This is a genomic window from Candidatus Sarcina troglodytae (assembly GCF_015708635.1).
GTDB classification, from domain to species: domain Bacteria; phylum Bacillota; class Clostridia; order Clostridiales; family Clostridiaceae; genus Sarcina; species Sarcina ventriculi.
Map to the genome: position 1 here is coordinate 1060616 of NZ_CP051754.1, position 16155 is coordinate 1076770.

Below are 16155 nucleotides of genomic sequence, written 5' to 3' on the forward strand. Positions count from 1 at the left end.
TGGAAAATTTCATCCCGTATTTTATTATATAAACTTATTTACTTTCTAAGTATTCATCATAGCTACATTCTTTATCAAATTTAACTCCTTCAGGTGTTAATTCAATAACTCTGTTTGCTATTGTTTGAACAAATTGATGGTCGTGACAAGCAAATAATATAATGCTCTTAAAGTCTATAAGACCATTGTTTACAGCTGTAATTGATTCTAAATCTAAATGGTTTGTAGGTTGGTCTAGCATAAGAACATTAGCTGAGCTAAGCATCATTCTAGATAACATACATCTAACCTTTTCTCCTCCTGATAAAACAGATGCTTTCTTTAAGGCTTCATCTCCTGAGAATAACATTCTTCCAAGAAATCCTCTTAAATAACTTTCAGACTGAGTTTCAGGTTTTTTGTCAGCAAATTGTCTTAGCCAATCTACTAATGAATATTCGCATCCTTCAAAGAACTCTGTGTTATCTTTAGGAAAGTATGCTTGTGATGTAGTTATTCCCCATTTGTAACTTCCAGAATCAGGTTCTAGTTCTCCATTTAATATTTTAAATAAAGTAGTTATTGATATTTCATCACCAACAAAAGCAATTTTATTATCTCTATTTACTCTAAATGTTATATTATCTAAAACTTTAACGCCATCTATAGTTTTAGATAAGTCATTAACTTCTAATATATCATTTCCAACCTCTCTTTCAGGTTTAAATCCAACGAATGGATATCTTCTGCTAGATGGTTGAATATCATCTAAAGTGATTTTATCTAAAAGCTTTTTACGAGAAGTAGCTTGTTTAGACTTAGAAGCATTAGCTGAGAATCTAGCGATAAAGTTTTGAAGTTCTTTAATTTTTTCTTCCTTTTTCTTATTTTGGTCTTTAGCCATTTGAAGAGCTAATTGACTTGATTCATACCAGAAATCATAGTTACCAACATAAAGTTTGATTTTACCAAAGTCAACATCACAAATATGGGTACATACCATATTTAAGAAATGTCTATCATGTGATACAACTATAACTGTTCCTTCAAAGGTAGATAAGAAGTTTTCGAGCCAAGTAATAGCTTTAACATCTAAGTGGTTTGTAGGCTCATCTAGGATTAGAACGCCAGGTTTTCCAAATAAAGCTTGAGCTAATAAAACTTTAACCTTTTCATCACCTTTAAGTTCTCCAACTGTTTTGTATTGAAGATCAGTTCCAATTCCAAGACCTTGAAGAAGTGATGCAGCTTCAGCTTCAGCTTCCCAACCATTAAGGTCTGCAAATTCACCCTCAAGTTCAGCAGCCTTTACCCCATCTTCTTCAGTAAAGTCTGCTTTAGCATAAAGGGCATCTTTTTCTTCCATGATTTGAAATAATCTTGGGTTACCCATTATAACTGTTTTTAAAACTTCACAATCGTCATAAGCAAAATGGTCTTGTTTAAGTACTGACATTCTTGTGTTTGGAGCTAAAGAAACATCACCTGTGTTTGGTTCAACATCTCCTGATAATATTTTTAAAAATGTAGATTTACCAGCACCATTTGCACCAATAACTCCATAGCAGTTTCCAGGAGTAAATTTTAAGTTAACATCTTCAAATAGTTTTCTAGAACCATATCTTAAACTTACGTTATTTACTGTTATCATTTTATTATATCAATTCCTTTCAGAGATTATATTGCAAACTTAATATAAAAAATATAAAAAAATATGTATTTTTTATATATACTTTTACTACTGAATTATAACAGATAGCTTATATTAAAGCAAATAAGAGAAAAACACACTGTAAAATTAATAAAAGTGTGTTTTTTATATTTTTTTAATTGATTTATTAGTTTTTTAATGAATGTAAAGGAGCAGGTATTCTTCCGCCTCTATTTACAAAATTAATACAATCTCCTGGAGATGTTCTCATAATAGGAGCACTTCCTAAAAGACCTCCAAATTCAACCATATCTCCAACATCTTTTCCAGGAACAGGTATTATTCTAACAGCAGTTGTTTTATTGTTTATCATACCAATTGCAGCTTCATCAGCTATTATTCCAGAGATTGTTGAAGCTGAAGTTTTACCAGGAATTGCAATCATATCAAGTCCAACAGAACATACACAGGTCATAGCCTCTAGCTTTTCTAAAGTTAAGAACCCATTTTTTGTTTGTTGTATCATACATTCATCTTCAGAAACAGGAATAAACGCACCACTTAATCCACCAACATAAGATGAAGCCATAAGACCTCCTTTTTTTACAGCATCATTTAAAAGAGCAAGTGCAGCTGTTGTTCCGTGAGTTCCACAGTGAGAAAGACCAATTTCCTCTAAAACTCTACCAACAGAGTCGCCAACAGCAGGAGTTGGTGCAAGTGATAAATCAACTATACCAAAAGGTATATCAAGTCTTTTTGATGCTTCTTTGGCAACTAGTTGCCCCATTCTTGTAACTTTAAATGAAGTTTTCTTTATAGTTTCTGCAACTTCTTCAAAGCTTTTCCCCCTTACAGATTCTAAAGCTCTTTTAACAACTCCAGGTCCACTAACTCCTACATTTATAACTTTTTCAGCTTCTCCAACGCCATGGAATGCACCTGCCATAAATGGATTATCTTCAACTGCATTGCAAAATACAACAAGCTTTGCACATCCAAATCCTTCAGGAGTTATAGAAGCAGTAGTCTTTATAGTTTCTCCTAGCATCTTTACAGCGTCCATGTTTATTCCATATCTAGTGGAACCGATATTCACAGATGAGCAAACTATATCAGTAGTAGCTAATGCTTCAGGAAGAGATTTTATTAATGTTAAATCACTATTTGTAAATCCCTTATGTACAAGAGCTGAAAAACCTCCAATAAAATCTACACCAACTGTTTTAGCGGCTTTATCTAAAGCTTTTGCAATTTCAACATAAGAAGATGCATTAGTTGATGCTGCTACAAGGGATATAGGAGTTACAGATATTCTTTTATTTATTATTGGAATTCCATAAGTTTTTTCTATATCTTCACCGGTTTTAACAAGGTTTTCAGCAGTTTTAGTTATTTTGTCATATATATTATTACTTAAGGTTTTTATGTCAGAATTTGCGCAATCTAAAAGTGATAAACCTAAAGTTATAGTTCTAACATCTAAATTTTGATCTTTTATCATGCTGATAGTTTCTAATGCTTCATTTTGTGTTATCATTTTTTTATTTCTCCTTAAAAATTATAATCTATGCATTGCGTTAAAAATGTCTTCATGTTGTATTCTAATATCTAAAGCTGTTTTTTTAGCTAATTCATCAAGACTTTCTTTAACAATAGATAAATCTGAATTTTTATCAGTAAATTCAACTACCATCATCATTGTAAAGCAGCCATTTAATATTGTTTGAGAAATATCTAATATATTTATATTTTTTTCAAGTAATATTTTAGAAACATCATGTATTATACCGACTCTATCTTTCCCTATTACAGTTATTATTGCTTTCATAAAATATAACCTCCTTAAAAATTTATACTTAATAGTTTTAGTTTGTCTGAATGAATAAGATTATACCATAAAATTTTAAAAAAATTAATATATTCACACAAATATTACGAATAATAATAAATAATATCAAATTAATATATGTATTTGTATGAAATACATATGTCTATTATAGACTTAAGATGATTAAAAGTAAAGTGAAGACAAATTTAAATAAACTTGATATAATAAACGAGTAATTTTACGAGGTAGGTGATAGTAAATGAGTGGCATAGCAGGAGAAGGGTGCGAAATATTAGTACCATTTAATGAAAGAAAGCCATTATTAGATATAGAAAGAAGTTTAGTTAAGACTTATAGAAAAAAGATATGGTCTAAATTTGTAAAGGCTGTTAAGAACTACAACTTAGTTAAAGAGGGTGACAAAATAGGGGTTGCAATATCTGGAGGAAAAGATTCTTTAGTTATGGCAAAACTTTTTCAAGAGCTTAAAAAACATGGTCAAGTAAATTTTGAATTAGAATTTATAGCTATGGATCCTGGATATCATCCACATATAAAGGAGCTTTTAATAGATAATTGCAATTATTTAGATATACCAATACATCTTTATGAATCAGGAATATTTGAAGTTGTAGATAAGATAGCTAAAGATTATCCATGTTATATGTGTGCAAGAATGAGAAGAGGATCTTTATATGCAAAGGCTAGAGAACTTGGTTGCAATAAGTTAGCATTAGGACATCACTTTAATGATGTAATAGAAACTACAATGCTAAATATTTTATATGCTGGAAATTTTAAAACAATGCTTCCAAAACTTAAATCAAATAATTTTAAAGATATGGAACTTATAAGACCTCTTTATTATGTAGAAGAAAGATATATAAAAAGATGGATTCAAAATTCTGGAATATGGCCGTTAAACTGTGCTTGTATGGTGGCTGCTAAAAAGATAGGAAATAAGCGTTTTGAAATAAAGGATTTTATCGAAAATTTTAAAGAAAATTTCAAAGATGTTGATAAATCAATATTTAGAGCAGCAGAAAATGTAGCAATAGATTCAATAATTGGTTTTGATATTGATGGAAAACATTATTCTTATTTGGATTTTTATGAAGAACAATCACTTTTACAATCTGTAGGAAAGTTAAAACAAGATGGGTTGAATAAAGATGAAATAATGGCTGAAAGGAAAAATATTGCAAGAAATCTTTTTGACGTTTTAGATGATGAAGTAATAGCTAGTAAAACTGGACTTACTTTAAAAGAAGTTAAAGACTTAAAAAATGAATAAAAATATTAGCTGTATCAAATATTTGATACAGCTAATATTTTTATAAAACATTTGTTTTGAATTCTTCAATTCCTATTCTATCTATAAAAAATCCAAGTTTTTCACCTGGCTGAGCACTCGCTTTATAAAATTCAACAATTTTATCTACAAGAGCTAATGCTTGAGCCTCTGTTAGATTTTCAGCTATTATATCTGCAAGCCTTTGATTATATCCACCAGAACCACCAACAGAAACTATAAATCCAGTCTTATCTGCAACAACTCCAATATCTTTGCAATAAACACTTCCACAAGCGTCCTTACAACCAGCTACTCCTATCTTTGTTCTGCATGGCATATCCATTCTTTGATATTTATTATATAGTTTCATGCCGGTTCCTATTGTATTAAATTTTGATCTTTTACAAAATCCAGCTGGACACATTTCAACATTTTTAATAGAATTTTGATTTATTACAGCAGGTTTCATATTAAGTTCTTCCCAAATTTTAGGTATATCTTCCATGTTTAAGTTGGTTATTAAGATTCTTTGCCCTGATGTTATTTTTAATGCACCGTTATATTTTTTAGTTACTTCTCCTATTCTTACTAATTGTTCAGGAGTTACAAAACCTCCAGGAATATCAGGAGTTATAGCAAAAGTTCTTTTTCCATTTTTTATTTTTTGTAAATTAGCCATTATTTTTTTACTACTTTTTATTTTAAAGTAGCTACCTCACTTTCTCATAAATATATATTTTTCAATATTTCAATTTGATTTTAGTGTTATTTATTCATTATAATATAAAATTTTTATTAAAAAATTATTAATCATTTATATTTTAGCACGTATAGATGCTTTTTATTATTTCTGTTTTAATGATATAATATTACATAATATATAAACAAGCACAAATGTTACGGAATTTTAGATTATGGAGGAGTTTTATGCAAGTTTTAGTCTACTTAAAAGGAAAAAAGGAACCTGTTATATACAGTGGCGACAGAATAGATATTTTGGATTTTTCTATGAATGGAGTTGATTATAAGCAAATAAGATATTTTAGAAAAGGTTTTTCAAAATCAGAACTTGTCGAAAAAAAAATAATTAGTAAAATAAAGAAAATTAATTAAATAGAATAAGAATTAAATTATTTTCGCATAATATCATTAAACTAAATAAAATTTAATATGTTCTACTATAAGAAAGAGAGAAGAATTATGGCGAAAAAGGATCAACAATCATCATGGAATTCAAAAAGATTTAAGACATCTAAAAAAATATAGTAAAAGAAGTTCCTGAAACTAAAAAATAAATACATTTTTATACCCTATGTAATAAATTTTTACATAGGGTATTTTTAATAGACGAATAAATAGAAAATTTTATTAACAGGTAGTTTGTGCCTTTGGTAATTTTTTTGTATAATTATTTTAATAAAATATTAAGGAGATAAAAAAATGGATTTAGAAAATTATGAAACTATGGATGCTTTTATATTACTTAGCATAATAAATTTAAAATTAAGAGATTATTATGAAAATTTAGATAGTCTTTGTTATGATTTAGATATAAGTAAGGATTGTTTGAGTGAAAGATTAAAATCAATTAATTATGTTTATAATAAAGAAAATAATCAATTTATAGGAATTTAAAATTTAGGGGGAAATATTATAATGAAAAATGATTATTTATTAGTTCTTGGAGCATCTATAATAGATATATTTGGATTTAGCACATCTAATTATAGAGCATATAATTCTACACCAGGGAAGATAAAAATGTCTTTTGGAGGAGTTTGTAGAAATATTGCTGAAAATAGTGCTAGAATTGGAATAAATACAAAATTTTTATCGGTTTTAGGAGATGATGAATGTGGAAAAAGTATATTAGAACATTCAAGAGAAATTGGATATAACATGGAAGACTCTATGATAATCAAAGGGGCATCAACGCCAACATATCTTGCCATATTAGATGAAAATGGAGAAATGGTATCTGCTATTTCTGATATGAAAAGTTTAAATGCCATGACTGAAGAGTTTATAGATAGCAAAAAAGAATTAATAAAAAATGCTAAGTATGTTGTAGTGGATTCTGATAATCCCAAAATACTTTCTTATATATTAAAAAATTTTTCGAAGGAAACAAATTTTATATTAGATCCAGTATCAGCTGAAAAAGCTACTTGGGTAAAAGATATGATTAAGGATTTTCATACGATAAAGCCAAATAGACATGAGGCTGAAATTTTAGCTGGATTTCCTATAAAGGATACAGAAGATTTAATAAGAGCTAGTAATTATTTTTTAAGTTTAGGTATAAAAAAAGTATACATAAGTTTAGATTCTGAAGGAATATTTTATAATAATGGTAAACAATGCGGAAAAGTTAAAGCATTAGACGTTATAGTTAAAAATGTTACAGGTGCAGGAGATTCTTTTGTAGCTGGTATTGGTCATGGTTATATGAATAAATTAGATGAAGTTGATATAGTAAAATTTTCAATGGCTATGTCTATTATAACAATTGCAGATGAAGCGACTATACATCCTGAAATGTGCTTAAATAAGGTATTAGAGGAAATAGATAAAATAAAATGGATAGAAGAGACATATAATGTATAGTTTTTTTTAGAAATAAAAGTTATAATAAGTATATAAAGAAATATGAGAGGCGTGATTTTTATGAAAAAGAAAAAACATATAAAGAGAAATTTACTTGTAGGTCTTGCAGGAGCAGCTTTAGTTGCAGCTATTGTATATGATAAAATGAATAAAAATAAAGTAGTTGAAGCTAATGACGAAGATGAAGTTATAGCAGATAAAGAAGAAATAATAGAAGAAGAATAATTCTTAATAAAAAAAGAGTTCAAAATTGAATTCTTTTTTTTATTTTTATATATTCTAAAATAAAATACTCGTAAATGATACTGATAAAAAAACTAACAATACTTAAAATATTTACAATTTAAAAAAATTAAATCAAAGAATTATAAAGCATATTAAAGAAAAAAGGGTAAATTATCGAAAGACAAGTAAAATATTAAGTTAATAGCTAGTTTATGAAAAAATTTGATAGATTAAACCATATTCACAATTTGTATATAAATAAAATTTCATTTATTATAGAAGTGCAAGTATTTTAAATTGCGGCTATTAACATATTTAATGGTTAAATATTAAGGAGGGCATCAATGAAAAAAGTTAAAATGACAGCGATAATATTAGCTGCATCTATGACAATTGGAGGATATGGAGTATTAGGAGCAAATTACTCTTCTGGCATAGTAAGTAATGTAGTTTTAGCTAGTGGTACAGATACAGCACAAACTGCAACTACTCCTCAAGTTAATAATATAAAAGCTCAAGGAATTGCCACTAATCAAGGTGTAATAAGTAAAGAAGGCTCTTTAAAATTATTAAATCCTCAATTAGGAAGTGTATTTTCAAATGTTTCAGTTGGTGAAATGGCAACAATAAATAATGGAAATATTGATAATGGTTATTATAAAGTTACAATTCATGAAACAGGTGATGTAGGTTATTTAAAATCTTCAGATGTACAAGAAATACATAATTATCCTGATAGTCCTTTAACAAGTTTAAATGAAGATGGAAGCATTGTTAATGTTTCTTATGCAGTTAATGTAAGACAAGGTGCTGGATTAAATACTGATGTTTTAACAACTCTTCATAATGGAAAAAATGTTAAAGTTATAGGTAAACAAGGACAATGGTATAAAGTACAGGTTGATGGAATAACAGGATATATATACCAAGAATACATATCTATAAATAAAACAGTAAATAAAGATACACATACAAGTAGTTTAACAAATAAAACAATAAATAATTATGCGAGTAGCTTAATAAGCAAGACAGTAAACAAGGATGCAAGTAATTCAACAAGTAAGACAATAAACAAAGATACAAGCAATTCGGCAAATAAAACAATAAATAAGGATACAAGTAATTCAACTAATAAGACAGTAAATAAAGATACAAGCAACTCAGCAAGTAAAACAATAAACAAAGATACAAGCAATTCAACCAATAAAATTACAAATAAAGATACAAATAATTCAACTAATAAGACAATAAACAAAGATACAAGTAGTTCAACAGGTGTTACTGCTCAACAAGTATTAGCATATGCTTATCAATTTGAAGGATATCCATATGTATGGGGTGGAAGTAGCCCATCAACAGGATTTGACTGTTCTGGATTTGTACAATATGTATATGCTCATTTTGGAATAAATCTTCCAAGAACTACATTTGAACAAGTAAATTGTGGTACACCAGTATCATTAAATAATATTAAACCAGGAGATTTAGTATTTGAATTTGGTAGTTCTGAAGGTCCAAATCATGTTGGAATTTACATTGGTAATGGTCAAATGATAGATGCTGCTGGTGTTGGACAAGGAGTTACAATTTCTAAATTATATAGTGTTGTAGCTGTAAGAAATGTTTTATAATAAAATTGTTTAATAATTGTAGAGTTAGAGTGTCAATTTATAGGCACTCTTTCTTTTTTGAAGAAACTATTTTAAAGAGAAAATAGAAAAAAATACAAACTTAAATCAATGTAGATTTTAGTTTAAAATAAATACATAAAATAAAAAAATAATATTTTTTTTAAAAAAATTACTTTTAATATATGATGGGCGAATATTTTCAAAAAAAATAATAAAAAATATAAGAAAAATGAAGGATTTTAAAGAAAAAAGGCGAAAAATAACATGAAATTTCGATATAAATATGCTTATCTATTTGTGTATAAATAAAAATTAAGTTATTATAAGTGTGATTTAATAAATAAAAATTTAATTAATATTTAATGAACATACTTTCTTTTATATATAAAAACTTGATTTATTGATTTTAGGAGATGATTATTGTGAAAAAAATGTTTATAAGCGGAGTAATTGCATCATACGTGTTATTTGGAGGATGTACACAAGCTTTTGCCTCGACACTTCCAAATAATACGGCTACAACAACAAAAACAACGAAAACTACGAAAACAACAAGTGATACATATACAAAAGTTGAAACTTCAACAGGAATAGTAAATAGTCCAATTGGTTTATATATGTTAAATGAGCCAAATATGAATGGAAATATTATAACTGCGTTAGACTATGGTGCTAATGTAACTATAGAAGGGGTTTCAGGGGACTGGTATAAAGTAGAAGCAGGTGGATATACAGGATATGTATATAAACAATTTATTACTGAAGCAGCTACTGTATATTCATCAAATAATACTAATAGCTCTACATCTACTTCAACTACATCTACAACAACTTCTAGTTCTGAATATGGAGTAGTTTCTAATTTGAATTTAGGATATAGTTTAAATTTTAGAACAGCTCCGAATTTATCATCAACTATAATAGGTTCACTTGCGGAAGGAACTCAAGTTAAAATATTAGGTGAATCTAATGGATGGTATAATGTAGAATATAATGGAGTAGTAGGATATGCTTATGGAGAATTTATAAGTATAACTGGTTCTTCAAGTACTTCTTCTACAACATCTAGTAGTTCAGTAACTAATTCAACATCAACATCAAGTTCAACTTCAACAGTAACAGCACAAGATATAATAAATTATGCAATGCAATTTGAAGGATATCCATATGTATGGGGAGGAGATAGTCCATCAACAGGATTTGATTGTTCTGGATTTGTACAATATGTATATGCTCACTTTGGAATAGATCTTCCAAGAACTACATTTGAACAAGTAAATTGTGGTACACCAGTATCATTAAGTGATGTTAAGCCAGGGGATTTAGTATTTGAAATGCCAAGTCCTGAAGGACCAAATCACGTTGGAATTTACATAGGAAACGGAAAAATATTAGATGCTATGGATCCACAAAATGGAGTTACAATATCACCAATTTATGAAGTTGTAGCTGTAAGAGATGTTTTATAATATAACTTTAATATTCTTAAGCTATATCTATTAGATATAGCTTAAGTTTAATTATATGCTAAAGCAATGTCTAAATAAATGAACAAGTTGTTAAATTATTGTTGAATTTATAAAAAAAAAGGAGTAAAATGTTAAAAAATCAATAAATTTTAGTTAAATATAATAGCTATAAAAATTATATTACTATATGTGTGTAAGAAAGGAAAAATTATATGAATAAAAAAGAAAAAAAAAGAAGAGTATCTATAATAATAGCAATACTCTTTATTTTTTTATGTGGCTATTTTACATTTTGGCTCTTAATACCTGGTATACCAAAAGGGGATGATTTATACTTTCATCTGTCACGTATAGTTGGCATTAAAAATGGACTTGAGCTTGGAAGTTTTCCAGTTAAAATTTATCCAGGATATTTTCATGGATATGGGTATGCTAATGGTCTTTTTTATCCCGATTTATTTTTATATATTCCAGCAATCTTAGTGTGTTTTGGAATGAAGGTTGTTACCGCTTACAAAATATTATTGCTTTTATGCACTATATTTGCGGCTTTGTTTATGTACATATGTGTTAAAGGAATATCAAAATCTAGATATGCAGCAACTATATCTATGATAGTTTATACCTTAGCAAGTTATAGGGCTATTGACGCTTATACTAGGGCTGATCTTGGGGAAACCTTAGCATTTGTATTTTTACCACTAGTAATACTTGGAATGTATAAAATAATCTATGATAATTATAAACAATGGTATATATTAAGTCTTGGAATAGCGGCTATATTTTTATCTCACGAAATAAGTTCAATAGTAGTTTCTGGATTTACGATTTTGATATTTTTAATAGGACTTTTTCACATGAGAAAAGAAAAAATAAGAATTTTATACTTTATTTTAGCAGGGGTTGTAGCATGTCTTTTGACTTCATATTTTACTTTTCCGTTAGTTCAACAAATATTGAGTCAAAAGTTTATATTAACAACAAAAACAATAACTCAATTTACTCTTTCTCAAACTGTGGAAGGATTTTTACCAGCAATATTTTCATTTAGATTTAATAAATTTTTAATTCCTGCAATTTCAGGAGTTGGAATTGCAATATTAGTTATGCCGATTCTTAGATTCAAGGTAAGAAAGAATAAAAATGCATATTTTATATATTCAGATATATGTTTAGTTATGGGGATTATATGTCTTTTAGCTGTTATAGGATGGTTCCCATGGAATACAATAACTGATATTTGCAAGCAAATAGGTGCCATTCAATTTGCTTGGAGGCTTTTACTTCCAGCTACTGCATTTTTATCAGTAAGTTCTGGGATTATAGCTTTTTCATTATTTAAAAAAAATAATAGTAGAAAAATTGCATTAATTATAGTTTTAATTTTATCGATATTTGCATCTACAGTAAATATTTATGCTGATTATACAGCAAAAGTTGCAAGTCATAAAATGATATCTGAAAATTACCAAGTTAATTATTCTGTTGGGAACGGAGAATATTTACCAGCTAATACAAATATTAAAGAACTTGCTGAAAGAGGAAATATTATAACGTCTAATAATAAAAATATTAAGTTTTCTTTTATTAAGAATGGAACTAATATAAAAATACAGTTTTATGGAAATAACATTAAAGATAGTTACTTTGAACTTCCTTTAATATATTACTTAGGATATAAAGCTACATTAGATGTTAATGGAAAGGAACATAATCTTATAGTAGAGAAGGGTTCAAATAATATAGTTAAAGTTGATTTAAGTGATTATACAAATGGTACTATATACGTAAAATATGGAGGCAGTATACTTCAACACATATCATTAGTAATATCAATTATTACTTTAATTTTACTTATTATATACGTTGTTATTAAGAAAAAATAAATTAAGTAAAGTCATAAAGAAATAAAAAAAGAAAAGCTAAAATTATTTTAGCTTTTCTTTTGCATGTAAAATATTTAGTTAAAGAAATTTTAGTTTTTATTACTTTTAAAAATATCTATTTCTCTTAAAAGAGCCGATTCTATTGTAGATATTGTTTTTTGCAAATTAAAAACTTCTACGGTTTTTTTACAGTATTCTTTATTAGGTAGGGATATTTTATTGTTTATCATATCCTTTAGCAAATTTACAAGGGAATTCTCATCATTACTATCTATAAACCAACCATTTTTTCCGTGAGTAATAAATTTATTTTTTATTTTTGAATTTGTACATATTACAGGGATTCCATGTGCTAGAGATTCAAGTAATACTAAAGGGCATTTATCCTCATTTGAAGGAAGGATTAAAATAGAAGCTTTAGAAACTTTAGTCCAAGGATTTTCTTGCCAATTAGTCCATGATATTTTTTCAGAAATTTTTAAGTGTAGAGCTTGTTGTTTTAGAGAAGCTAAAAGAGAACCATCTCCAATTATTTTTAACAAAAAATTATTATCTAATTTAGATAATGAATTTAAAAGATAGGAAATGTTTTTTTCAGATTCTAAACGTCCTATATATAATATTTCTAAGTTTTTTTCAGAAAGATTAATATTAGATATATTATCAGTATTAATTAAGTTTTGAATTAAGTAAATTCGTTTATTACCCAGTAGATTTTTAATATCTAATTGTATTTCTTTATTTAGGGCAAAATGAGCTAATGAAAATCCTAAAGATTCTTTGCTATAAAAATTCTTTATGGAATCATGCAAAAAAGATACTAAAGGAACTGAAAGAATATTATTTTCTTCAAGAGCATAATAACATATATAATTTTGAATACAATCATAAAAAGCTATACATATATCAGGCTTACCAATTAAAGATAGTATTTTTTTATAATTTATAGAAAATTCTAAATAACTTCCATTATTAATTGTTGCACCTAAACCATAATAATATACATTGTCTAAAGCATTTAACCATTTTTTAAATAATGGAGGGTATGCCATTAAAATTCTAACAGTATGTCCTTTCTTTTTTAATGAATTACTAAGTAGTATTAAGGTAGTTTCAGCACCACCTTTCCCACCAAGATAATATGTTACAATATCTATAATCATTTAAATCACCTACTAAAATTTTCAACATATTTTTTTAGTATATTTTCGATATTATTAATAACATTATCAACAGTATATTTTTGTATAGACTCAATGCATGTTTCTCTACTTGGAAGAGAATATTTCTTATTAATAATATTATTTAATATTTTTGAAAGATTTATATAATCATCAACATCATAAAGATAGCCATTGACACCATCTATAATCATGTCTTCAGGCCCTCCACATCTCGTTGAAATAACAGGAATTCCTCTCATAAGTGATTCTGCAGTAGATAACGAAAACCCCTCTGAAGGTGATGCTACTATTGTAAAAGAGGCTTCAGAAACTTTTGACCAAGGATTTTCTTGCCAACCAAGCCATTTAATCTTTTTAGAAATACCTAAAGTATTAGCTAATTCTTTAAGCTCAAAGGTCAAACTTCCATCACCTATAATAGTTAATTCAAAAGGAGCATCTACATTGGCTAATGCCTTAAACAAAATATCAGTACCTTTTTCTTTATCTAATCTTGATAGATATAATATTTTAGTAATATTTAATGATCTAGAAATGGTTGATATATTTTTATTTTCAATAGGATTACCTATTAAAAAAATGTTATTATTATTTTTAACATTATCTTCTATACTTCTTTTTACAAGGGAACTTATAGCTAAATGACCATCACAGTAGTTTAGCAAGCATTCCCATCCATAAACCCATGAAGGTCCATGTATCCAAGATATAATAGGAATTATATTTATATTGTCTTTAAGTGCAAGATGACATAAGTAACTAGATAATGTGGAATGCGTAGCTAGTACAATGTCTGGCTTTCCAAGTTTAAATAATAAGTTTTTATAATTAATTGCATAATTATAAAAATCTTTAATATTGTAAAATTCATTAGAATTTCCATAATAATAAATTTCATCTAATGTTTTAATCCATTCTTCATAAAATGGTTTATAGCTTTGGAATACCCTAACCCTATGTCCTCTATTTTTTAATCCTTTAACTACTTGTGTAATAGCATTTTCAACTCCTCCATGTCCAGTTCCATATATTAAAACAATATCGATAATCAATTTATACTCCTTATGATATATAAAATTCATAATAATATATGTTAAATTTTTGTTTTATATTCGATAGGAGAAAATATTGAAAAACTTATATATTTTCTATATAAATAAATTTTGAATATGTATGTTAGAATAATAAATAGAAAGAGGGTTATGTGTATGATTATGGAAGGAAATATAAGTATAAGAACAATTGAAAGAGATGATTTAAAAACTATTTACAGATGGAACTCACAAGAAATAAGGGGGGACTTTCAAGAATTTAAATTCCAATCATTAAATGAATTAGAGCAAGATTATAATAAAAGTGGATTTTGTTCAGATGAGTTTCAAGTGTTAATGATTAAAGAAGAAGAGCATAAAATAGGACTAGTATATCTTAGTTTTTACAGAGAGGGGATTGTTAAGATAGGAATGGTATTGACTCCTAATAGTTGTAATAGAGGAAAAGGAACTACTATTTTGAAAATGATAATTAAATATTTATTTAGCAATTATCCAATTGTAAGGGTAGAAGCTGATACAGATGTGAAGAATATAGCTGCTCAAAAAATACTTGAAAAGGCAGGATTTTTGAAAGAGGGTATTCTTAGAAAATATAGGTTTCATCATGGAAAATATAATGATTCGTATATATACAGTTTTATTAATGAAAAATTTTAATAATGTTAACTATTTTTAATTTAAAAATTAATAAGATAAAAAAATTTAATTGTTAATATATAATGTAAAATAATTTATTTTTTTACAAATATATAATATAATAAATATAAATATTTAACTAATTAGTTAAATGTTTATATAAAGAGAGGACAGGAGGATATGAATAAAGTTTTTAAGGCATTAAGTGATGAAACTAGACGAGAAATTCTTAAGATTTTAAGTAAGGGTGATATGTCTATGGGAGATATAGCAAATAATTTTAATATGTCAAAACCTGCAATATCAAAACATTTAGATATATTAAAGAATGCTAAACTTATAACGGCGGAAAAAAAGGGACAATTTATAATTTATTCAATTAACACATCTGTAATACAACAAGTTTTAGGAGGATTTCTTGATATATTTTCAAAAGGTAAGGGGGATGATGTATGAGAAAATTCGATTTAGTAATAAGGATTATATTCGGAGTGCTTTCGGCTTTTATATTTATTCTTGGATTTAATATACAAGATAGCAATAAAATTTCTTGTATAATAGGTTTTATAGCTATTTTGATATTATTTATTTTTGATATTAATACTGAAAAAATTTTTTTAATATGAATCAGGCCATTACATTAACAACATGTTTGTTGATTATTATACCTAGTGTATATTCTGGATATTTTTATTATAAAAAGATGA

16 protein-coding genes and 1 pseudogene are annotated in these 16155 nt (G+C 27.0%); 11 read left to right on the plus strand and 6 right to left on the minus strand.

The features are described 5' to 3' along the window. Positions 1-34: 34 nt before the first annotated feature. From HH195_RS04695 to HH195_RS04705, 3 genes are all read right to left on the minus strand, one after another. Entirely contained in the window at positions 35-1630 is a 1596-nt protein-coding gene (locus HH195_RS04695; RefSeq protein ID WP_196371755.1) for an ABC-F family ATP-binding cassette domain-containing protein, read from the minus strand. Positions 1631-1817: 187 nt separating this feature from the next. Next, positions 1818-3170, minus strand: a complete 1353-nt coding sequence (locus tag HH195_RS04700; protein ID WP_196371756.1) for a PFL family protein — start codon at positions 3168-3170, stop codon at positions 1818-1820. 21 nt (positions 3171-3191) lie between these two features. Beyond that, complete coding sequence (locus HH195_RS04705; protein ID WP_196371757.1) at positions 3192-3461, minus strand: ACT domain-containing protein; 270 nt, start codon at positions 3459-3461, stop codon at positions 3192-3194. Positions 3462-3720: 259 nt separating this feature from the next. Here HH195_RS04705 and HH195_RS04710 point away from each other — a divergent pair. Then, a pseudogene (locus HH195_RS04710) lies at positions 3721-4581 on the plus strand (tRNA 2-thiocytidine biosynthesis TtcA family protein); the annotation flags it as partial. A gap of 214 nt (positions 4582-4795) precedes the next feature. Here HH195_RS04710 and HH195_RS04715 read toward each other — a convergent pair. Then, positions 4796-5434, minus strand: a complete 639-nt coding sequence (locus tag HH195_RS04715; RefSeq protein ID WP_196371759.1) for a nitrite/sulfite reductase domain-containing protein — start codon at positions 5432-5434, stop codon at positions 4796-4798. A 248-nt stretch (positions 5435-5682) separates the two neighbouring features. Between HH195_RS04715 and HH195_RS04720 the strand changes: the two genes are divergently transcribed. From HH195_RS04720 to HH195_RS04750, 7 genes are all read left to right on the plus strand, one after another. Further along, positions 5683-5868, plus strand: a complete 186-nt coding sequence (locus HH195_RS04720; RefSeq protein ID WP_196371760.1) for a hypothetical protein — start codon at positions 5683-5685, stop codon at positions 5866-5868. Between the two features lie 327 nt (positions 5869-6195). Continuing rightward, the gene (locus HH195_RS04725) at positions 6196-6390 is read left to right on the plus strand and encodes a DUF4250 domain-containing protein (RefSeq protein ID WP_055257552.1); all 195 of its coding nucleotides are present in this window, start codon (positions 6196-6198) and stop codon (positions 6388-6390) included. A gap of 21 nt (positions 6391-6411) precedes the next feature. Beyond that, on the plus strand, positions 6412-7362 hold the full coding sequence (locus HH195_RS04730) for a carbohydrate kinase family protein (RefSeq protein WP_196371761.1): 951 nt from the start codon (positions 6412-6414) through the stop codon (positions 7360-7362). 60 nt (positions 7363-7422) lie between these two features. Further along, the gene (locus tag HH195_RS04735) at positions 7423-7587 is read left to right on the plus strand and encodes a hypothetical protein (protein ID WP_156304286.1); all 165 of its coding nucleotides are present in this window, start codon (positions 7423-7425) and stop codon (positions 7585-7587) included. 344 nt (positions 7588-7931) lie between these two features. Continuing rightward, on the plus strand, positions 7932-9218 hold the full coding sequence (locus tag HH195_RS12645; protein WP_196371762.1) for a C40 family peptidase: 1287 nt from the start codon (positions 7932-7934) through the stop codon (positions 9216-9218). Between the two features lie 431 nt (positions 9219-9649). After that, positions 9650-10687 (plus strand): C40 family peptidase, encoded by a 1038-nt coding sequence (locus tag HH195_RS04745; protein WP_243278561.1) that lies wholly within the window; start codon positions 9650-9652, stop codon positions 10685-10687. A 212-nt stretch (positions 10688-10899) separates the two neighbouring features. Further along, complete coding sequence (locus HH195_RS04750; protein ID WP_196371764.1) at positions 10900-12573, plus strand: hypothetical protein; 1674 nt, start codon at positions 10900-10902, stop codon at positions 12571-12573. Positions 12574-12662: 89 nt separating this feature from the next. On the opposite strand, the gene HH195_RS04755 is transcribed toward HH195_RS04750, so the two are convergent. Next, positions 12663-13736, minus strand: coding sequence for a glycosyltransferase (locus HH195_RS04755; RefSeq protein ID WP_196371765.1), 1074 nt, complete (start codon positions 13734-13736; stop codon positions 12663-12665). Positions 13737-13741: 5 nt separating this feature from the next. Next, a complete protein-coding gene (locus HH195_RS04760) occupies positions 13742-14809 on the minus strand; it encodes a glycosyltransferase (RefSeq protein ID WP_196371766.1) in 1068 nt (355 codons plus the stop codon). A 156-nt stretch (positions 14810-14965) separates the two neighbouring features. Here HH195_RS04760 and HH195_RS04765 point away from each other — a divergent pair, with 156 nt between their 5' ends. From HH195_RS04765 to HH195_RS04775, 3 genes are all read left to right on the plus strand, one after another. Continuing rightward, positions 14966-15469 (plus strand): GNAT family N-acetyltransferase, encoded by a 504-nt coding sequence (locus HH195_RS04765; RefSeq protein WP_112365944.1) that lies wholly within the window; start codon positions 14966-14968, stop codon positions 15467-15469. A 159-nt stretch (positions 15470-15628) separates the two neighbouring features. After that, on the plus strand, positions 15629-15904 hold the full coding sequence (locus HH195_RS04770) for an autorepressor SdpR family transcription factor (RefSeq protein WP_055257536.1): 276 nt from the start codon (positions 15629-15631) through the stop codon (positions 15902-15904). After that, positions 15901-16074: a hypothetical protein gene (locus HH195_RS04775; RefSeq protein ID WP_196371767.1), complete on the plus strand. Its 174-nt coding sequence runs from the start codon at positions 15901-15903 to the stop codon at positions 16072-16074. The genes HH195_RS04770 and HH195_RS04775 overlap by 4 nt, the downstream gene beginning before the upstream one ends. Positions 16075-16155 lie beyond the last annotated feature (81 nt).